The 21,405-nt window shown below is 46.1% G+C and carries 17 protein-coding genes and 2 tRNA genes; 7 read left to right on the forward strand and 12 right to left on the reverse strand.

What is annotated here, in order from left to right; all coding sequences use genetic code 11:
- Positions 1-64: 64 nt before the first annotated feature.
- Complete coding sequence (locus G6N79_RS17785) at positions 65-220, reverse strand: hypothetical protein (RefSeq protein WP_160003628.1); 156 nt, start codon at positions 218-220, stop codon at positions 65-67.
- 196 nt (positions 221-416) lie between these two features.
- On the opposite strand from G6N79_RS17785, the gene G6N79_RS13395 reads away from it, so the two are divergent.
- The 3 genes from G6N79_RS13395 to G6N79_RS13405 all read left to right on the forward strand — a co-directional run bounded on the left by G6N79_RS13395 (position 417) and on the right by G6N79_RS13405 (position 3,532).
- Positions 417-2,723 (forward strand): TonB-dependent receptor, encoded by a 2,307-nt coding sequence (locus G6N79_RS13395; RefSeq protein WP_103905249.1) that lies wholly within the window; start codon positions 417-419, stop codon positions 2,721-2,723.
- Positions 2,724-2,735: 12 nt separating this feature from the next.
- Positions 2,736-3,374, forward strand: a complete 639-nt coding sequence (locus tag G6N79_RS13400) for a hypothetical protein (RefSeq protein WP_103905248.1) — start codon at positions 2,736-2,738, stop codon at positions 3,372-3,374.
- Positions 3,375-3,460: 86 nt separating this feature from the next.
- Positions 3,461-3,532, forward strand: a tRNA-Arg gene (locus G6N79_RS13405).
- Between the two features lie 792 nt (positions 3,533-4,324).
- On the opposite strand, the gene rpsU is transcribed toward G6N79_RS13405, so the two are convergent.
- Positions 4,325-4,516: a 30S ribosomal protein S21 gene (gene rpsU, locus G6N79_RS13410; RefSeq protein WP_103905387.1), complete on the reverse strand. Its 192-nt coding sequence runs from the start codon at positions 4,514-4,516 to the stop codon at positions 4,325-4,327.
- Between the two features lie 81 nt (positions 4,517-4,597).
- Positions 4,598-5,230 (reverse strand): HAD family hydrolase, encoded by a 633-nt coding sequence (locus tag G6N79_RS13415; RefSeq protein ID WP_103905247.1) that lies wholly within the window; start codon positions 5,228-5,230, stop codon positions 4,598-4,600.
- Positions 5,231-5,315: 85 nt separating this feature from the next.
- Here G6N79_RS13415 and G6N79_RS13420 point away from each other — a divergent pair.
- Positions 5,316-5,389, forward strand: a tRNA-Ile gene (locus G6N79_RS13420).
- Positions 5,390-5,509: 120 nt separating this feature from the next.
- Here the strand turns inward: G6N79_RS13420 and G6N79_RS13425 are convergent.
- The 9 genes from G6N79_RS13425 to G6N79_RS13465 form a co-directional block, all read right to left on the reverse strand.
- On the reverse strand, positions 5,510-5,968 hold the full coding sequence (locus G6N79_RS13425) for a DinB family protein (protein WP_103905246.1): 459 nt from the start codon (positions 5,966-5,968) through the stop codon (positions 5,510-5,512).
- Positions 5,969-5,972: 4 nt separating this feature from the next.
- The gene (locus G6N79_RS13430) at positions 5,973-6,488 is read right to left on the reverse strand and encodes a GNAT family N-acetyltransferase (protein ID WP_103905245.1); all 516 of its coding nucleotides are present in this window, start codon (positions 6,486-6,488) and stop codon (positions 5,973-5,975) included.
- Complete coding sequence (locus G6N79_RS13435) at positions 6,485-7,270, reverse strand: MBL fold metallo-hydrolase (RefSeq protein WP_103905244.1); 786 nt, start codon at positions 7,268-7,270, stop codon at positions 6,485-6,487. The genes G6N79_RS13430 and G6N79_RS13435 overlap by 4 nt, the downstream gene beginning before the upstream one ends.
- Positions 7,271-7,735: 465 nt before the next feature.
- Positions 7,736-10,273, reverse strand: coding sequence for a tetratricopeptide repeat protein (locus tag G6N79_RS13440; RefSeq protein ID WP_103905243.1), 2,538 nt, complete (start codon positions 10,271-10,273; stop codon positions 7,736-7,738).
- Between the two features lie 413 nt (positions 10,274-10,686).
- Positions 10,687-11,532 carry a mechanosensitive ion channel family protein gene (locus G6N79_RS13445; protein ID WP_103905242.1) on the reverse strand — a complete coding sequence of 282 codons (846 nt, stop codon included), beginning with the start codon at positions 11,530-11,532 and terminating at the stop codon, positions 10,687-10,689.
- 11 nt (positions 11,533-11,543) lie between these two features.
- Positions 11,544-13,796: a glucosylglycerol-phosphate synthase gene (gene ggpS / locus G6N79_RS13450; RefSeq protein WP_234993153.1), complete on the reverse strand. Its 2,253-nt coding sequence runs from the start codon at positions 13,794-13,796 to the stop codon at positions 11,544-11,546.
- Entirely contained in the window at positions 13,793-14,782 is a 990-nt protein-coding gene (locus tag G6N79_RS13455) for an NAD(P)H-dependent glycerol-3-phosphate dehydrogenase (RefSeq protein ID WP_103905240.1), read from the reverse strand. Before G6N79_RS13455 ends, ggpS begins: the two co-directional genes overlap by 4 nt.
- 704 nt (positions 14,783-15,486) lie before the next feature.
- Complete coding sequence (locus G6N79_RS13460; protein WP_103905239.1) at positions 15,487-16,257, reverse strand: TIGR03915 family putative DNA repair protein; 771 nt, start codon at positions 16,255-16,257, stop codon at positions 15,487-15,489.
- A complete protein-coding gene (locus G6N79_RS13465; RefSeq protein WP_103905238.1) occupies positions 16,257-17,510 on the reverse strand; it encodes a putative DNA modification/repair radical SAM protein in 1,254 nt (417 codons plus the stop codon). Before G6N79_RS13465 ends, G6N79_RS13460 begins: the two co-directional genes overlap by 1 nt.
- A gap of 477 nt (positions 17,511-17,987) precedes the next feature.
- On the opposite strand from G6N79_RS13465, the gene G6N79_RS13470 reads away from it, so the two are divergent.
- From G6N79_RS13470 to G6N79_RS13480, 3 genes are all read left to right on the forward strand, one after another.
- Positions 17,988-18,992 (forward strand): ligase-associated DNA damage response exonuclease, encoded by a 1,005-nt coding sequence (locus G6N79_RS13470; protein ID WP_103905237.1) that lies wholly within the window; start codon positions 17,988-17,990, stop codon positions 18,990-18,992.
- A gap of 3 nt (positions 18,993-18,995) precedes the next feature.
- Positions 18,996-20,576, forward strand: a complete 1,581-nt coding sequence (locus G6N79_RS13475; protein ID WP_103905236.1) for an ATP-dependent DNA ligase — start codon at positions 18,996-18,998, stop codon at positions 20,574-20,576.
- A 165-nt stretch (positions 20,577-20,741) separates the two neighbouring features.
- Positions 20,742-21,290 (forward strand): hypothetical protein, encoded by a 549-nt coding sequence (locus G6N79_RS13480; RefSeq protein ID WP_103905235.1) that lies wholly within the window; start codon positions 20,742-20,744, stop codon positions 21,288-21,290.
- The last annotated feature ends 115 nt before the right edge of the window (positions 21,291-21,405 follow it).

Below are 21,405 nucleotides of genomic sequence, written 5' to 3' on the forward strand. Positions count from 1 at the left end.
GCATTTGAAGTATATTTGCACCGTGATAAGGAGTTTAAGGCCGTTTAAAAATAGTATCGTTAGTCTATGGATCAGCATTCTGGTGCTTTCCATGGGGCTTATCGTGGCTCATGACCACCATCACGAAGACCATGGCCCATCGTGCCACACCACTGAAGAATCGCATGATCAGCATGACCATCATGCCGATTGTCAATACTGCTTCTTGTATTTCCAGCAAGGCATTTCTTTACAAAATGCCTTCCATTGGGATGCAACTCCCGTGGAATTGGAAATTAAGGTCACCCTTTCGGAAGATTACAAATCACACCCCTACTTAAAACCTTTTTATTCTAAAGGCCTCCGGGCGCCGCCCATCTTACTTATACCCACACAAGCGTAATAAAAGCATTGTATACGTATAATTAAAGACATCCATGTTGAAATACATTTGGGCGCTTGCATTGGTTATATTGATGGCCAATTCCCAAGCCCAATCCACCTCCGCACCATACATTAAAGGTATTGTATTGGATGAGGAGCAAAAACCCATTTTCGGAGCGAGCATCACTGTAGTAGGCAGCAAGTCCAGTACGGTCAGCGACAGCCAAGGTCATTTCCGCATCCATAAGGATGATGGACACGAACATATGGTCCTACGGGTATCGGCATTAGGCTATGAAACCTTTGAGTACCCTATTCATGCACATGATGGGGAATTGCTGAAAGTTACCCTACGGACGTACGCGGAAAAGATCGAAGCGGTTGCTGTCCAGGGCACAAGAGAAGAGCAGAAATCAGCCATCCGATCCAGTCTTTCAAAAGAGACGATCGAAGCCAGCAAGGGCAAGTTGGCTGCTGAGGTATTTGCCAATCTTTCCGGTGTTTCCCTGCTCAATACGGGCCATTCCGTAGCAAAACCTGTTATTCACGGGCTGCACAGCAACCGCGTGCTCTTATTGAACCACGGCGTGAAACAGGAAGGACAGCAATGGGGAATGGAACATGCGCCAGAGATGGACCCTTTCACCGCGGATGAATTCGAAGTGATCAAAGGGGCGCAGGCAGTGCGCTATGGCGCCGATGCCCTGGGTGGTGTCCTGATTGCGAGATCTGAAAATATCGACCCTAATGCATTCAAAGGACGTGCAGATCTAATCGGACAATCCAATGGCAGAGGTGGCACAGCCAATCTGCAATTCTCCGGAGGCATCAACAGGATCCCACAGCTTGCTTGGAAGGCCCAAGTATCGGGCAAAAAGCTCGGTGATATCCGTACTGCAGATTATAATCTGGGAAACACCGGCGTTCAGGAGCTCAACTTTTCAGGACAGCTTCAATACCGCCGGAACAACAGTTTCATGGAAGCCTATTACAGCCGCTTCGCTACCGAATTGGGGGTATTCTATGGTGCCCATATCGGCAGCGTGGAAGACATCTATGCACGGATCGAACATGGCGAACCTTTTGAGAAATACGACTTCAGTTATGCGATCAATGCACCGAAACAACGTGTGGACCATCAACTCGGAAAACTGAAATACCAACAGCAGTTCGATTCTGGGCTGGCGTTGGAAGCGCAGTATGCCTGGCAGCAGAACCACCGCAAGGAATTCGACATGCGCCGCGCCGTTTCCGATGATGTCCCGATGTCGGACATGGTACTGACCAGTCAAGCGTTGGACCTGATCCTACGTTATAAAAACCACAGTGTAGGCCTTAATGCCGGTACACAGGTGAACAACAATGTGACCGGAACGGGCACAACGCCGATAATTCCGAATTTTGACAGCTATAATCTGGGCCTTTTCGGCATCCACCAATTCCAATGGAATACGCTGACCCTGGAAGCGGGATGGCGCTACGATTTCAAATACTTTGATGCCGCCGGATACCGCTATCGCTTCAATAAGGAGGAGGATGTGCCGGAACAATACCTGCTGGAAGACACCCGGCAGTTCCACAACTTTTCCGGATCCTTAGGTGTGGTCTATCCGATCTCCGAAAAATGGCAGTATAAATCCAGTATCGGACTCGCATGGCGAGCACCTACGGCCAACGAATTGTATAGCGATGGTGTTCACCACGCAGCAGCAATCTATGAAATCGGAAACTTGGACCTGAAGGCCGAACAGGGCGTCAAATGGGTAAATTCGATCAGTCACCGAGCAGAGACGTGGTCCCTGACAGCGGATGTCTACGGTCAGCTTATCCACAACTACATCTATGCAGCGCCCAATCCGGATTCCATTCGGCAGACCATCCGAGGTACTTTCCCCGTATTCAGCTATGCACAGGTCAATGCGCTTTTCTACGGTGCTGATCTGCAATTCGACTGGAAGGTTATTCCGTCGATCAAGTATAGCCTACAGGCATCGCTGGTGCGCGCAAAGGACCAATCTGCGGATACGTATCTGCCCTACATCCCTTCGGATAGATTGCAGCATGCAATCCAGTGGTATTTCGGAAAAACGGATGCCGCATACCTAAAGTTTGGTCATGAGTTCGTGGCCGAGCAAAAGCGCTTCGAAGCTGGGACGGACTACACCTCTCCGCCCCCGGCCTATCACCTGTTCAATGCTTTCATTACGCAGCCTCTTGCCGTGGGCAAGCAGCAATTACATATTTCCCTAGCGGTGGAAAACCTGTTCAACACCTCTTACAAAGACTATATGGACAGATTCCACTACTACGCGCACCGCCCGGGAAGAAACTTTATTCTATCCTTAAACTTTAAATTTTAACACCAAAAAATCATGAAAAAGTACATTTTAACCTTATCTATAATTGCTTCAGCATTCGCATTCCAATCTTGTTCCAAAGACGATCCGACACCGGAAATCGATCAGGAAGAAGTAGGTTCCGCAACGTTGGTATTCACGGAAGTGGAAGCGGAAGCGCATGACGACCATTTCCATTACAACGATATTGCCAATGCGGAAAAGGACAGCATCAAATTCTCCGGTGAGAAATTCCTGCCACCAGTAGGTGCACACATGCACCTGGAAGTTGGTAAGGCTTACCGCTTCGAGCTGAAGGTTACAGATTTTGCCGGCCGTCCGAGTCAATCTACATTTGTCGAGCGTGCCGACCAGCACTTTGCCTTCCTATTGAATATTCCAAAAGATGCATTGGCGGTTTCCTATGCCGATGTAAACAAAGCGGGTGATAAAGTGAAAGTCGGTGTTACAGGTTACATCCGTGTATTGAAACAAACAGAGAGCTTTAATTTCCGTTACGTTATGCGCCACCTCAACCCAGGTGTTAAAGAGAGCATCAATACCACGACGGATATCTTCAATGCCGATTTCAATAAATTCGGTGGAGCGAACGATTTAGACCTTAAATTCGAACTTCACCTGGTAGAAGGTGAACACGATGGTCATGACCATTAATTCATAGCATTCAAAATCAATAGCTTGCCGAAATATGCAAGCTATTGTTGCAGAATACCCAAAATAAATATTATTTTTGGCCTGCCGCCTCCGTAGTTCAATGGATAGAATGTCAGATTCCGGTTCTGATGATGTAGGTTCGATTCCCACCGGAGGTACTTGAAAAGCTCGTCGTAGACGAGCTTTTGTATTTAGTAGTAAGTAGTAAGTATTTAGACCTAGGGCGGGTTGCCAGACCTCTTTAGCCTTGATTAGCATTAAATTTATTGATCTTTAGACTGTGGCTGGTTCAGTGGGAACACCTCGTCGTAAACGAGCTTTTGTATTTAGTAGTAAGTAGTAAGTATTTTGACTTATGGCGGGTTGCCAGGCCTCTTTAGCCTTGATTAGCATTAAATTTATTGATCTTTAGACTATGGCTGGCATGGCTATTAGGAGCCTAGCGAAAAATGGGATTTGTCTTTCACGCTGGTGCGGAATTTTGGTGGGGCCTGGAAGGAATATGATAGATGGACCATTATAGTTATACGCTAGGCAACCCCGTCATTGTGTAACTATTTTAGCAGCTATGGTAAAAACCCACGCAACCCCGCTAGGGGTGTAACTATTTTAGCAACCATGGTAAAAACCCAGGCAACCCCGCTAGGGGTGTAACTATTTTAGCACCCATGGTAAAAACACATGCAACCCCGCTAGGGGTGAAACTATTTTAGCAACCATGGTAAAAACCCAGGCAACCCCGTCAGGGGTGTAACTATTTTAGCAGCCATGGTAAAAACCCAGGCAACCCCGCTAGGGGTGTAACTATTTTAGCAACCATGGTAAAAACCCAGGCAACCCCGTCAGGGGTGTAACTATTTTAAAAAAAATTTACAACCCGGAAATTCCCCTGGTCTATAACTTTTCCAAACGTATATATACAAAAAATGGCGCCTTGAGGCGCCATTGTATTATCCGTTATCTTGATTTAAAGATTGTTTATAAATCGCTTTCTTAACTTGGATACGACGAGCAACGGATTTTTTCTCGTAAGCTTGACGTGAACGTAATTCTCTTAAAACGCCAGTCTTCTCGAATTTCTTCTTGAAACGTTTTAATGCTCTATCTAAAGATTCTCCTTCTTTTACATTTACAATAATCATAGCTTTTTGTATACCTCCTTCCGTCGTAAAATTCTTGGTGTGCAAAGATAGCTAAACAAGAAGGATTTGGCAAGAAAAAACTTAGATTAAATTCAGCTCCTTCACCAGGACCTCCAACGGGCGCTCTTTCGTACATAATGCAGTCTGGATCCCCAGTTTTGCAGCGCCTTCCAAATGTTGGGGGCTATCATCGATAAACAGCGTTTCCTCCGCAATGAGTCCATTTTCCTGAAGCAAACGCTCAAAAATAGTTGTATCCGGTTTCCGTAGACCCTCGAGGTGGGAATAATAGGTGCGCTCAAAGAATTGCTCATTATCCGGAATACCGTACTGCTCCTGTAAACTGTTCATGCAATAGGCATAGTGCAGTTCGTTGTTATTGCTGCAGAGGAAAGTCCGATAGTTCTTCTTTAATTCCTCCAAAATTTCATGTTTCCCTTCCGGAACACCCAGCAAAAGGGAATTCCAAGCGTCATCGATCTGCTGATCGGTCAGGTCGGGTCTTTCCGCTTTCGCACGGACCCCATCGCGAAATTCAGCAACGGTGATCTCCCCCCTATCAAACGCATCAAAAAGGCTATCCTGACCGTGATGTGCGAAAAAATCATCTACGTTCTTGATACCCAAATCCATAAACGCCTGACGAACCCGAGGAAAGTCAATCATAAAAATTACATTCCCATAATCAAGAATTATATTTTTAACTTTTTGCATACAAAATTTTGTTTTCTCGTCTCAAATATCGATAATTGCATCGTCAAAAAGGCACAAATTTGCCCCTTTTTCAGACAATAAAACCGCGCCTATAGCTCAGTCGGTTAGAGTAGAAGACTCATAATCTTTTGGTCCCTGGTTCGAGCCCAGGTGGGCGCACTGGAAAAACCGTTTCAGAAGAAATTTTGAAACGGTTTTTTTATTTTGAACTGATTAAATGGCAGGACTATCACCTAGCAACATCCCTAAAATTGAAAGAATAATGTAATGCAATCACGTTTATGACATCGTGACCAATCTTCTGTGATAGTTGATCTGTCCTAAATGATAATTAAGGTGAGTTGCCAAATGAATCAAAAAAAATGAAACAGTTGTCTTTCGGTCAAATACTTCGATCGGATATTCTTTCTCTAAGTCTTTATCGGTTAAATTCTCAAGAGAACTTATCACAATTTCTTTAGTCTTTTTGATTTCGCGGAGCAGTTCAGAAACAGGGATATTTTTTAATGAAAACTCCAATGGACGGTTTCGGATATATCCCGACTTTCCAATTTCAGCCCCAATATAGGTGTTCAGGTTGCCTAAAAGATGTAAACATAAGTTTCCAGCAGAGTTTGCTATTCCTTTTTCAACACGCCAAATCGTTCGCTCATCTTGGTAAGACTCTATTTCAACTTTGAGCTTGTTAAGATCTCGCTCAAATAGTGTTTTCAACGTTATAATCAAGGATGTTGCCATATTATCATTTCAATCTTATTTCAAACAAACTGACGGTTGCATTATCATAGTGTGCTGGAAGACCTTCTGAATTTCTGAGCTTCAGCTGTCCAAGATATTCGAATCCGCATTTTCCATAATAAGCAATCAATTTTGTATTATCTCCCACGGTATCCATTCTTATAAACCTCTTGCCGTTATTAGCTGCATAGTCCTTGGCCCAATTTACAATTTCAGCCACTAGATTTTGTCCTCTGAAATCAGGATTCGTCGCTATCCGGTGAATGTAAACGGAAGGATCTGAATTCCGTTCTTCCCATATCTGCGGATCATCGAACGTCGTCGCCCATACACAAGCAATCCTGCCATCAATCTCCAGTTTCCATTGTCGTTTCTCGTTGATTTCGTTTTCCACCAACTCAAGCTCGAACTCCGGCCAGTGGACCGTAAACCTGGTTTTTTGAAAGTCTGTTGCTATCTTATAAAGCCTGAAAATCTCCTTAATATCAGCTTTTGTACTATTATTTATCCGCATCATCATCTTTTTATGTTATTGCTTTCGGTTACTTTGAATCGTTCGAATTCTCTAATGTCATGGTATCCGAAAATTTCGATTTCCGGATGGGCTTGCATCAGCTCACGGATTTTCTCCAGGGTATCGATGCGCATCTTATTATCGTCTGCCCTCATCTCCGCCAGTTCATGAACTGGATGATCAATATTAGACAATTCCTCCCGTAGATAATAAGCATCTGCTACATAAAATAGCCATCCGTCACCGTTTTTTATAGCAACCCCGCAATGGCCCAATGTATGTCCGGGAAGCGGTATCAACAATATTTCTGTGTCCAATGCAGTAATTACTTCTCTGGCTTCGAAACCGAACCACAGCTTATCTGATTTCCCATAAGTTTTAATGGTCGGATTATGTTGCAACGGAATTTTTAGGTATCTCGGATTGCCTGACATATAATTTTCATATTCCTCTTTGCCGACATGCACCGTTACATGGGGGAAATCGGGAAGTCCACCGATATGATCGTTGTCCAGATGAGAAATGATGCAATCGGTTATCTGTTCGGAGTTTAATCCAAGACCTTCAATTTGCCTAACAGCGGTTTGATTTTCATCAAATCGATATCCTGTTATTTTAATAAGTTCGTGCCCTATCCTTTCCTCGGGCTGCTGGCTATCAAGAACACCGATGCCGGTATCGATCAGTGCCATCCGATCATTTTGCTTCAAAAGCAGACAATGTCCGCAAACATTGTCAGCATACGGAGAGACGATCTTGACGCAGTTTAAGTGATAAATTTCTGTCATAACTATTCATTTTGCTATTGGATCAAAGCTACTCAGTTCATGCGTTCTTATCTCCGAGAGGTAAAATTATGAGTTTTTATGTAAAATTAGAACAATTGTTCTAATTTTACAAAATAAAGACCAGCGATAAGATATTGGCCACAGCGAAAAGCCTTTTAAGTGAAAACGTAATCCGAAATACGACAAAGAAATATATAGCCAGTTCGATGTCAATCCGTCTAGTTAATCTTTTAAAACTTCAAACATATCAAAGATATAGTGATTGCGCTTTTCCTGGAACTTACGGACTGGTATGACAGGATTATCGAATGACAACGGGAATGTGTTTCCACGATGCCCTCTGTTACCAATGAAAATCACTAAATAAAAAGCCCTCCCCACAAAAAAAGTCGCTCCGGACTTCCGGAACGACTTTTTATTTCCAAGCAATTGCACCTATGCAATCCCCCTACCCAATCTCAACAATTACTTTGCCTTCTTCAGTTTCTGCAGACGATCTTTAGCTTCTGTCAGTACATCATCATCGCCTTCATAATTCTCGATGATACTCTCCAGGGTACTTTTTGCCTGCACGGTATTTCCTTTGCGGGCATAGGTATCTGCCAACAGGATAAAACTCTTGGCAACCCAATAATCGTTGGCATCCATATTTTCGATCACATCAAAAGCGGACTTCTCGGCCTGATCGTACTGTTTATTTTTGTATTGCTGCAGGGCAACCATATAGCGCGCCTCGGCACTGGCTGCGGACTTGCTCTTCAGCGCGGCAAGGTTCAGCTCTTTCGTTGCTGAGGCTTTATCACCCTGCTTTTCGTAGGCCTTCGCAGCATACATGTGGGCGGTTGCAATTTCCTCATCCGTTGCTCCCGCATAATTCTTGAGAATTTTTATGTATCTGTTCATCTGCTCGTAATCACCGATCTCGTAATAGCAGATGATCAGATTCTTCACGGCATAGCCGTAGTTATCCTTGTAATCGGAGTTAAGCTCCAATTTCTTTAAGTGCACGATTGCCTCATTGTATTCCTTCAGGCTCAGGTAAAGCGCAGCCACCGTCAATAAGGTATTCTCGGTATACTGGCTTGTCCAGTCGTTCAGAATGATATTCAGGTCGTGCAGCGCTTCTTCCGGATGTCCAGTGTGGTATAAGCTTACGCCGCGGATATAACGGGCATGTTTCTCCTGTCTCGGTTTCGGGAATTTATCAAAGTAGGCATTGATAGCTTCCACTGCCGGTCCGTATTGTTTTCGGTCGAACAACCGACGGCTGGCCTGAAAGGCCAGGTTATCCTGCTCCCCTTCACTCAGGTTGGTCACACTTGAATTGGTCGCATATTGGATATAACTTGTCGCATCACCCTGATCCAGGTAAATATTTTCTATGGATAGCAATGCTTGCGCTGCTTCCCCAGTTTTGGAGTAATCCTTCACTACTTTCTGGAAGGTGGCCATAGCTGCTTCTGAATCATTTTTATTGTACTGTACCAGACCGATGGTCATCAATGCCCGAGGCACGTAACTACTGCGCGGGTACTGTTTGATCATCTTCTGTAATCCGGCAATCGCAACATCGTAATCCCCTTCGGTAAATGCGATGTAGGGAATCTCGAATGCAACATCATCCGCATAATTTGATTGTGGAAATTTCTCGACCACCGACCGCAGCGTATTGAGCTTCGCAGCATTATCACCCTGCAGTCCTTGGAGGATACCGCGCTGGAACAGGGCATAATCTTGGTTAGGCGCTTTGCTGTTGATCAACTGATCGTAGTAATCGCTGGCACGCCCGTAATTGCGCATGGATAGGTACGAGTCGCCCAAACGTGCGATGACATCATAGCGTACATTTTTATCCAAGGAACTCCCCTCAGCTGCCAGATAGCGCTCAAAATAGTCCGCCGCTACGCTATACCTGTTGATACGGAAAGCCGCATACGCCAGGGCATAATTCGCATAATTGTACACACTCGTTGTGCGTGCTTCAGGTAGACGAAGGAAACGCGAGAAGTTATCCACGGCCTCGCCATACTTGCGCACCTCATACATGGCCTCCGCTTTCCAATAGGTCGCCAGAGCGGCCATTTCCTTATCGTACGGGAATTTCTCCGAACGCATGAACATGGAAATACTGTTCTCGAAAGCACGTTCATTATAAAATTCCAATCCGCGGAAATACGTAATTTTCTGTAAGATCCGTTCCGCTTTTTCATCCCTGTTCGTGAAAGATTCCAACAGGTATACAGCTGACTGGAAATTGCTTGTTCCCTTCAGGATCTGCGCCATGCGCGACTCCGTGGTCTCCGATTTGTCCGTCTCCGGGCTAAGGTCCGGATATTTCATGGAAATATATTCTTTCAGCGGTTGCAGGGCAGCCTGTGCGGAGTCCAATTCATTCAGAATTTTCGCATAATTGTACAGACCGTCGGCCTTCAGATCCGGGTCGTGGTCCATTTGAGAGGCCTTGTAAAAAGCTTCCCGAGCCTTCACCTTATCCCCCGATTCTAGCGCGATATGCCCTAGACCGAGAATCGAACTCTGATAAAAAGCATCGTTCGGTTTTACCTTGCTCAGAATGGAAGCTGCTCTTTCATACTCCTTACCTCGATACGCCAGGATACCGATCCGGTTGTTGTCGATATTATCGCGTGAAGCGTTGGGATACTTCTGGTTCAATGGGCTGTGATATGGTTCACGGTATTTATTCTGCTGGAAATACATACCTGCCGCAATCAAGCGCAACTCATTCTCGAGCGACTCCCGATTGATATTCATATCCGGACTCCGGCGGATCTTGACCGCATCGGCCAGCATCGGACGGTAATCCCGAACAATCTCTATGGAATCCATAACGCGGGGCCGTGTGTCTACGCCCTCCACTGTGGATTCTCCATTCTCTTGTTGTTTTTTATCTTCTTGCGCATAACCTGCCGCAAGCAAAACGGAAAGAACACCAGTCAGCACTGGTTTCAGGTAAATATTGCCGTTCCTTTGTTTCATTATCATGTTAATCCCTATTTCTAAGCTTTACAAAACTTCCATTGCTGTGTGGGCAACAGCGTATGGCTATCAATAGCATATGTGTACTGCCCAAAACTAAACAAATCCACTATTTTTTCATTGCATTAGCAGCAAATTGTCAGCAACCATACACGACCCCTCAAATTAAAGACCAATTATCAAATATTTTGAAATATCTCCTATCCTTGTCAGCTTTTTTACACTTTATGCATAGCCAAATATCCGGCAAATAAAATCACGGATTAGGACATATCCCACGCCCCACTTCTCGGGCTACGAAAACGATCTACTATCCGGAAATGCAAAAAGTCGCCCCGAATAAACGGTGCGACTTATTTTGTTGCAGAAGACTGGTATTCATCCAGCCTGCATTACATCCGATAAACTGCGCCAGCGTATTAGTTACGCTTGATGTGAATATCCGTTTGTGGGAAAGGTATTTCGATGCCCGCCGCATCCAACGCTTCCTTACAACTGATGATCAGTTGCTCCTGCATGGTCCAGAAATGTTCATTGTTGGTGGTCACACGTACGGAAAGGTTGATGGCGCTGTCGCCAAGGCTTGTCACCACCACATCCGGAGCCGGATCTTTAAAGGCATATTCATTCTTCTGGACACAGTCCAACAGAATTTCCTTCGCTTGGCGGAGGTCCGCATCATAGGCTACACCGATATCGAACCAGGTTCTTCGTGTCCCCAATTCCGTGTAGTTTGTAATGTTGCTGTTGGATAATTCCCCATTGGGAATGACGACCAGCTGATTCTGTGGCGTCACCAATTTGGTATTGAAAATATCAATTACCTTAACCGTTCCATCCACCCCCGTCGACGACGAAATATAGTCGCCCACTCGAAAAGGCTTGAACAACAGGATCAATACCCCACCTGCAAAATTCGATAGCGACCCCTGCAGGGACATACCGATTGCCAAACCTGCAGCACCGATTACAGCGATAAATGTCGAAGTCTGCACACCCAGTTGACTGACAACAACAATAAAGAGCATGACCTTCAAAATCCAGTTGATCAAATTCCCCAAGAAAGTCCTGATACTCGGGTCGATATCCCTTTTCACGAAAATCCGGTCCACCAACTTCCGCACCATGCGGATCAGCCAGAGCCCCAGGACAAGGATCAGTCCTGCCGAGATAATGGAGCTGATCAAAATCGGGGCATACGCAATAGCGCTATCCACGAATTTCTCTATTTTTCCTTCTACGTTTTCCAATTGTTCTACTTGCATTGTCTATAGTTTTATTGTTCGATAGTTTGATTGCTATGTTCTAGTTCTTCGACAAAATCCTGCCCCCAATAATGAATATCATAGTGCTTGATCTGCTGAAAGGACCTTTTGATACGGATACTTGCTTCCTCCTCTTCCATGACCAAAGCCTGGTAGAGCGATTCGGTCATGCTCCGTCGGTCATAGGGATTTGTCGGGACACAGTATGGCAGTTCTACAGATGCGCCAGCAAATTCAGAGAGGACAAGAACACCAGCTTGATTCAGGATGCCCTGCGTGGCCACAAACTCCTTTGATACGAGGTTCAAACCATCGCGGAGTGGTGTAATCCAAGCCACATCCGCCAGCGCATATTGAACCAGGACCTCCTCAAAAGGAAGGGCCTGAAAGAAGTACTGTATGGGCGTCCAATCCAGCGTAGCATATTTTCCATTTATTTCACCAACCGCTTGATTCACCTGGTCGCGTATCTTATCGTAAATCCGCATGCCCTTGGATGGTGGTGTACAGACATTGATCAGTTCGACTTTGCCCTGAAATTCAGGGTGCTCTTTCAGAAACTCGCCGAATGCGAGTACCTTTTCCAGCGGTCCCTTCACATAATCCATCCGTTCAATGGACACGATGCGCTTTTTACCATCACCAGCAGCCGCCTTGAAATTTTCTATGCGCTTGGCTACCGAATCTTTTTTGAGCAAGCGATCGATCAATTCAAAATTTACCCCCACGGGTTGGGCGCCCAAGCGAATCTGACGCCCCTCAACCGAGATGACCTTGGTCATATGCTCCACACCCAATGCCATGCTGTAGGTCAGAAACTGATTGGATACATTTACCGTTTTGAGTTTCTTGAACGGTGTATGGCTGCGAAGGACATCGATGAAATTCTCGACATACCTAGGGATATGGAAACTGATAAAATCGCACATCAATAGGCTACCGATAATTTCTCGTCGCCAAGGAATGGTATTGAAGATATCAGCGGCCGGAAATGCTGTATGGTGAAAGAACCCGATCTTCAGATCTGGGCGCAGCATCCTGAGGAAGGAAGGCACCATCCAGAGGTTATATTCATGGATCCAGACCAGCGCTTCGGGATCTGCCTCCCGGGCGATGCGTTCCGCAAATAACTGATTTATTTTGAGGTAATGCTTCCAGTCCTTATGGTTGAATTTGGCCTTGTCCACAAAGGAGAATATCGTTGGCCAGAATGCCTCCTTGGAAAATACGCGGTAGAATTGGTCGATATCCTTTTGGGATAGCGAGATCGCAGATACATCCAGGTTGGGATAACGTGCGGGATCCACCTGTTGCCGTTCCTCTGCCGGCCCGTCTTCCATCGCAACCTCTTCCCCTATCCACACGCCAGGTCGTCCCTGTTCGAATAAGCCAAGCAACGACGGGATTATCCCATTGGGACTCTGAGGCGGTACCTGCTGTAACTTTCCGTCCACCATTTTGCGCTCATACGGCAAGCGGTGGTAAACCATAATCAATTGGCGCTCGTCCGATGCATTGAGCGCAAGAGGCGGGGCTATAGTACTTTGCACATAATCGCTGAAGCGTTCATGCCGTTCCATACTTTCTAAAATCCCGCCGGCACCGGCCTGCTTTGCGTGGTAAACGTTGGGAAGAGCTGCCGTAGCCTCCAAAAGGGCTCCTTCAGCTTCCCCGACGGCCACACCCTCAAATCCGGTTTCGAATAGGGAAAGATCATTGAGCGTATCGCCAGCAACGAGCACGCGATCTGTGGGAACATCCAAATGAGCGACCAATTTTTTCAGGGTACTTCCCTTGTTCACCCCTTTCGGTAGGATATCCAGATATTTATCCAAGGATGTAATCACGTCACAACCTTTTTCCGCTGCAATCTGACGTACCTGCGCCAAATCGGTACTGGCATCGTAAAAGTAAGAACAACGGCGCTGTTGTGGCACGCGCTGATAAACCAGTCCGGGAATATTCGCATAGGCTTCCTGCAATTCGTACACAGAAGGCCAATTGTCCTCTATTTCGTGCTGGATGGCATCGATAGCCGCTAAGGAATGACCATCACTGACGGTCCCCCCAACATCTGCGATGACATAGTCTGGCCGAGGTATGGTTGGGTCATTCAACAATGGAATGACGGATTCAATCCCCCTACCGGTAACAAAAACCAATTGTATATGTTTATTTTCCTTGATGAGCTGATAGAGCCGTAACCGATCCTCCATCTTGCCCCCCAGGAATGTTCCATCTAAATCTGTAGCTAATAGCATCATATTAAATTTTCCTCTAAAGTTTTAAACTCAGCATCCACTGAGCGATTCGTATATAGTATGTGATAGACTGTGGACAGGATAGGCAGATGCAGTTCATTTGCCTGCGCATAGGCATACAATCCTGCCGCAGCTCGATGCCCCTCGGCCACCATGCCCAGTCTTTCAATAGCTTGATCGGCAGAATCACCTTGGGCAATTAACCTCCCGAACTGGCGGTTCCGGCTTTTATCCGAATAGCCCGTCACCAATAGGTCGCCGGTGTAGGTTGAATTCAACATGGATGTTTCTTCTCCAGCCATACTGTTCAAGAGCTTATCCATTTCCTTCATCGCATTGCTGACCAATACCGCCAGGAAATTATCACCATATCCCAGGCCATCCGCCATACCACTGGCTATGCCCAATACATTCTTGTAAATTGCAGCATACCCGACTCCTGTTGGGTCACTGTTCGTGCGTACGTGGACATAGGGGCGGCGAAAAATTGGCCAAAGCATGTCTGCCAATTTATCATTGGTGCTGGATAGGGTAAGGTAAGTTGTCTTATCTGCTGCAATCTCTTCCGCATGGCAGGGCCCTGCGATGCAGGCCATTCGAGAATTTGGTATCTGAAAGAATTTTTTCAGATAAGCAGCCGCACTCCCCAAACCTTCGCCAACTGTCCCTTTCACTGCGGAAAGGACGATTTTATCCGCTAAGGCAGTCGCATCTAATTCGGCTGCCACAAGGGGAAGCGCAGCACTGGGAACGGCAAATATGATGATCTGGGATTTTGACACGACCTCTTGTAGGTCGCTGCTCGGATGGACGAATCGTGTGTCCAATTTGGTTTGTGCGAGATAATCAGGGTTGATGCCCTTTTCGCGTATTTCCTTGACCTGGTCTTTTCGTCTCAGGTACCAATGTGTTGGGTTCTCATTTTCAGTTAATATCTTTACAATAGCAGTAGCCCAACTTCCACCACCAACTACACTTACTTCAATCAATCTTTTGGGATTTTTATCGCAGAATATCGGTTTAGATTCTGCAGTTCAAGAATTAATGAGTTACAAATATAGGCAAAATTAAACTATTAAGCAAATAAATACCCCTAAAACTCTAGAATTCCCCAATCCAGAGAAGCACATAAGAAAAGCAGCACCCTATACGCGCAATATTAACACAAAAGCACCTTTTGATCCATTTTGGTTATTGGGTATCAATTTTGTCTTGCATGCCGTCAACATCCATCCTAAACGCATAAAAAAGGAAGTTTTAGGTACTGAATTTATTGCTTTTGTCCAAAAAATGGGTTTTACTAGGGTTGGACCTTGTTCGACATGAGAGCGTGGTGAGAGCGTACTGAGACCGTGGTGAGAGCGTGCCTATAGACACGTACGCAGGGCGGTTGGACCACGCTCGCACCTCGGACGCACCTCAGACAAGGTCCAGGCCATCGCCAAGCAGGATTTACCAGAATTACTGCATTACGAAATGAATACTATATTTACGAAAAGTATAAAAAGATGATAACGCCAGAGCGTGTTGGCGTTGATGAAATACGATGAAAAAGGGATTAATTTTAGGTTTTTCCTAAAATCTGTGAAATGAGGAAATTAACCTTTAAATTTGACTTAACACGCTAAATATAAGTTTTTTAACTGGAATATCAGCTAAGATTTTTCTTTTAAATCCAAAAATAATTCCATTGCTAGACAGATGCGCTCCTTTTCTCCACCAGGTATTTCCAATATCTTTTCGGCACATGCCGCAGATGGAGCTTAATGTTCTTTCGTGCTTCGATATTTGTACTCTTAAAATAGGTTTGCCACAGGTGCTGGAATTCCAATTCCCGAGGGTCCAAGTCTACCTCAAAGGCATAGGGATCCTGCACATCGCCTTCGATAGCATTGGTGACCTCAATAACCGATTTCCGATCGTAGAAAAATCCATAATTCCTGCGCAGGTCATAGATCAGCCAGGATTGATCGGCAAATCGATCCTTAAAGAACCGCGTGACCAAAGGGAGCACATTGAAATCTGGGTCAACTAATGCGGTATAGATCTGATCTGCTGATTTCACGAATCGCACGAAAGCCTTCATGCGGTGTCTTTCCCGACTGACCTTCTTAATGGTTTGGTGCATCAGCAGGACTTTTGGATCCCCATAATTCCGAACTTCCACATTTTGCTGTTGGAATAGTGCAACCAAGAGCTGGAAACCATTCAGCCAAGCTGCGGCATCATCTGCGAGGAAATTGTGGTAGAACAACGCAATATCCTTTTTACCAATTTTCTTTTCCAGCGCCTGCAGGATGCGATCGGCCTTCTGGTTGTCCGTGGCAATTTCCCTGCTCGAATAGAAGATACTGGGCCGCTGCATAGCCGACGTAATGGGTTCCGCATCAAATTCTTTTCGTTCAAAGGATTCAAACACACAGCATAAATAGCCATGAAAGCTGCCATCAAATAGGTAATACATCAGAATAAGGTTAATTGTGAAACAGAAGCGACCAACTGCGGTTTTGGATTGGGATCGACCAAAGCCTTGCGGATGTTCTCGGGATACATAAATCCGGGATTCACGAGACTGTCCTGACAGATCATAAAATATTTGGCGCGGTTGAAGGCAATCCCCAACTTGCGCAACTGAAATTCCTTAAGCCGCCCGTATTTCCGTGCTGCAATAATCTTGCGTGCCGACTGCCGACCAACTCCAGGTATGCGGATGATCCATTGGTAATCGGCCGTATTGATGTCAATGGGGAAATACTGTGGATTGCGCAATGCCCACGACAACTTTGGATCTATTTCGAGTTCCAGATGCTGATGGTTGGTATTCAAGATCTCGTGGAGCGAGAAACCATAGAACCGCAATAGCCAATCGGTTTGATAGAGTCTGTTCTCACGCACCAATGGTGGTGCCGTCCCAACCTGCGGAAGGGTACTGTCTTGGGCATTGATGGGAATATACCCCGAATAATAAACCCGTTTCAGGTTAAAGTTCTTGTAATAGTCATTCGCTGTTTCCATAATCTGCAGATCGTTCTCCGGCGTTGCGCCAATAACCATTTGCGTACTCTGTCCGGCGGGCACAAACAGCGGAACTTTTTTGAACAGCTTTTTATCACGCTGGACAGCCTTGATCTCATTCTTCACAATCGCCAACGGTTCGCGCACAGATTGATGATCCTTTTCCGGAGCCACCAATTTCAAGCCTTCCTCGGTGGGTATCTCCAAGTTGACACTCATCCGGTCCACATACAATCCGGCCTCCTTCAACAGCCCCTCGCTAGCGCCAGGAATAGCTTTGAGATGGATATACCCATTGAAGCGCTCCTCCATCCGTAATTTCTTCACCACCTGCATCAACCGCTCCATCGTATAATCTGCAGATTTAAAAATACCCGAACTCAAGAACAACCCTTCGATATAGTTTCTGCGGTAGAAATTCATCGTCAGATCCACGACCTCCTTAACAGAAAATGCAGCACGTTGCACATCATTGCTCCGTCGGCTCACACAGAAAGAGCAATCATAGATGCAATAATTTGTCATCAGGATCTTTAACAGGGAAACACATCGACCATCTTCGGTATAGGTGTGGCAGATACCACTCGCCGAAGAATCCCCTATTCCATTGGTATTCTTCCGCTTTCCCCCACTGGAGCTGCAGCTGACATCGTATTTTGCAGCATCCGCTAAAATCTTCAACTTATCATCAAATCCAAACATCTGCTCAATATTTTAGTGTGATATAGCAAAGTTACTAATTTTTTTAGTAATGAGATGTGAGATATGAGATTTGTGATAGAAAGGGGGAATTGAGGGGGATATTGGAGGGAATAAGGCGTTTGGACAATTTGTGGCACATTTGCGGAGGGTCAATTGCTGGCGCAAGAGTTGTGCAGCGGGTGGCCAATCGCTGGCGCAAGAGTTGTGCGGTGGGGTATGTGAAGTGGATCTCTTGTGCCCAAGGGCTGTACCTTGACCACCCCTAGCGCACGTGTTTTGCAGAATTGCTGGCGCAAGAGTTGTGCGGCGGGGTATGTGAAGTGGATCTCTTGTGCCCAAGGGCTGTACCCTGACCACTCCTAACGCACGTGTTTTGCAACAGGCCGCCAATCGCTGATAAAATATTTCGCACCAGCCCTCCACTCCTTCCCAACGAACTAATTCCAATTCTAGCTGTTATGTTCTTAAACGACGCCCATGCTGGAATTTAGACGTGAAGGAATATATTGCCCTCAGGGAAACTTCTACATTGACCCCTGGCTGCCTGTGGATTATGCGATTATCACGCATGCCCACTCGGATCATGCGCGGGTCGGCATGAAGAAGTACCTGTGCCAGAAACTGACTGAGCCCATTCTGCGGTTGCGGTTGGGATCGGATATTCAGGTTCAGGCGATTGAATACAACCAACCGATAACCATCAACAACGTGAAAGTTTCCTTACATCCGGCGGGCCATATTCTGGGCTCAGCACAGGTCCGCATGGAATATAAGGGTCGAATTGCAGTGGCGTCCGGTGACTATAAAATTCAGGATGATGGGCTCTGCACCCCTTTTGAACCTGTGCGCTGCCATGAGTTTATCTCCGAAAGTACGTTTGGGCTGCCCGTTTACAATTGGCTCCCTGTCTCGCAGATCAATGCCAATATGGCGAACTGGGTGCAGGATAACAAAGCGAATGGCATCACGTCCATCCTGATCGGCTATGCCTTGGGAAAAGCCCAGCGTATCATGAAGGCCTTGGAAGGTGTGGGCGATCTGTACGTGCATTACGCCATTGACCGGGTAAACCGTGCATTCACCGATTCGGGAATCCAACTCCCATCCTACCAGACTCTGGATTTCAGCAATAAACCCAAAGGCTTGGAAGGGGAAATCATTATTGTGCCGCCATCGCTATTCGGTTCCAACATGCTGAAGGGTATCCCTCGTGCCTATACAGCGATCTGTTCGGGTTGGATGCAGGTTCGCGGCGCACGGCGATGGCGTTCGGCCGATGCGGGGTTTGCTATCAGTGACCATGCCGATTGGCAGGGGCTGCTAACCGCCGTGAAGGCTTGCGAAGCAGAAAAAGTGTATGTCACGCATGGATTTAAATCGGAATTTTCCAGATATCTCAATGAATCGGGAGTTGAAGCGGAGGAAATAACCACCGCATTTGGTTCAGAGGAAGAGTTGGACGAAACCTTACCTAAAGAATAACTGATGAAAGTTTTAGCGGAATTAATCAACGCGTTGGATAGTACCAACAAGACGGGCAGCAAGATCCTGGCGATCGAACGGTTCCTGGAGGATTCGTCAGAACTTGATAAATATTGGTTCCTCCGTCTGTTTACCGGAAAGCGACCCCGTCGAACCGTGAAAACCGCACTGATGCGGCAATGGGCCATGGAGATGAGCGGTGTGCCCGACTGGCTTTTCCAGGAAAGCTATCTAGCCGTCGGTGATCTGGCCGAAACCATAGCCCTGATCATTCCGCCAGCAGACCAATCCATCGACAAAAGTCTGGATCAATGGATGCGGGAGATCATTGCCCTTCAGGAAAAATCGGAAGCCGAAACAAAAGAATTCATTGTGCATGCCTGGCAGCATCTCGGACAAACCGAGCGCTTCGTTTTCAACAAACTGCTCGGCAGTAGCTTCCGCATAGGTGTGTCTTCCAAAACATTGATCAATGCCTTTTCGAAATATTACGACCGCGATGCCAATTTGGTCGCCCATAGCCTCATGTCGGATTGGGAACCCGAGGACAGCAGCTTTGCAGACTTCGTGCGTGGAGTACACATCAACGTCAGCCTATCCAGTCCCTACCCCTTTTGCTTAGCGAATCCACTTAACCAGGATCTCGATAGTCTTGGTGACCCGGATAATTGGCAAGTAGAATATAAATGGGATGGTATCCGCGGACAGATCATCGTTCGGGATGGGGAAATCTTTATCTGGTCGCGCGGTGAGGAAATGGTGAACGAGCAGTTCCCCGAACTGCTGGAGAGTTTGGCCAATGTACGTCGGGATGTGGTCATCGATGGAGAAATTGTGCCCTATGACGGTACTGGCGTCATGAATTTCAACCAGTTGCAGCGCAGGTTGAACAGGAAGAACATCAGCAAGAAAATGATGGTCGAGGTTCCCATCCGGTTTATTGCCTTTGACCTGCTGGAGCTGGATCGCGAAGATATTCGGCACCTTCCCCTCGTCGAACGTAGGGCCATGCTCGAACGTACACTTTCGGATATCCAAGATGATCGCTTGATGCTTTCTGAAAAGATTATCTTTACCGATTGGAAGGAGCTGGTCGATACCCGCCTGAACTCCGGAGACATCAATGCCGAAGGATTGATGCTGAAGGATAAAACTTCGGCCTATCAGGTGGGCCGGAAGAAAGGATTTTGGTGGAAATGGAAAGTGGATCCCATGACCATAGATGCCGTGTTGATTTACGCACAGCGCGGGAGTGGCCGACGGAGCGGACATTATACGGATTACACTTTCGCCGTCCGGGATGGCGAACAATTGGTGACCATCGCCAAAGCCTATTCCGGATTGAACAATACAGAAATAGCCGAGGTGAGCAAGTTTGTGCGCGCCAATTCGCTGGAGAAATTCGGCCCCGTGCGCACCGTAAAACCAGAGCTGGTCTTTGAACTCGCCTTTGAGGGTATAGCGTTGAGCAATCGGCACAAATCCGGCGTCGCCCTTCGATTTCCCAGGATACTGCGCTGGCGAAGAGACAAATTACCCCATGAAATCGATTCGATAGCAGACGTCAAGAAACTGATCAAATAACCTAAAGAAATCGTTAGCAACAAGCATCCGAGACAGCCTTAAATTTTTCCATATGTTAAAATTATTAAATTTTAACACCAATACGTTAAAAGTGTTAATTAACTAAATTTACAACAACGATCGTTTTACTTTTACTGCTGAATACAATCAGTTAATTAATCGATCATGAAAATTTTTACATCCGGCATTTTATTGCTTCTCCTCGGCTCCAGTCTGACAGCTTCGGCGCAGTCCTTAGTTCCTGAGAAAAGGTCTTCCTTTGGCATTGGTCCTTCCATTGGCTATGATTATAAATTGCAGGGCTTTAGCTATGGTGCCAATATGATGTACGAATTTAGAATCAACTCTCACTGGGCAGCCTTTGCAGCACTGAATTATGAGCAAACCTTTAAAAATATCAACCACGCAGCTTATTTTAACACCGTAGGCGGCCAATGGTATCACCATGTAGCTTCCGCCAATTTGGGGATGCGGTATTACTTTGATAAATTTTACATGTCCGGCTCACTGGGTTTGGGTTATGACAATAAAAAGATCACCCTAGATGATGGTTGGAAAGTCAACGATGTTAACGGTTTTGGTCTGCATCGATCCTTTGGCTTTGGGTATCAATTCGACTTGATAAACCAAGATGCATTGGAAGTTGAGGTTGGAGTTTCCGGCACAAATGCCTCCATGAAATCCATGGCTACCTTTCGGTATCTATTCCGATAGGCTTACTGATTTACGAACTGACAATCCTTGCTGTGTGCAAAGAGGTAAATACACGTTTCCCGAAAGGCCATAAAAAATGTCACCTAAAGCAGTTCGCTATGAGATGACATTTGTA

It is taken from the genome of Sphingobacterium lactis, from assembly GCF_011046555.1.
In the GTDB taxonomy this organism is placed as follows: Bacteria; Bacteroidota; Bacteroidia; order Sphingobacteriales; family Sphingobacteriaceae; genus Sphingobacterium; species Sphingobacterium lactis.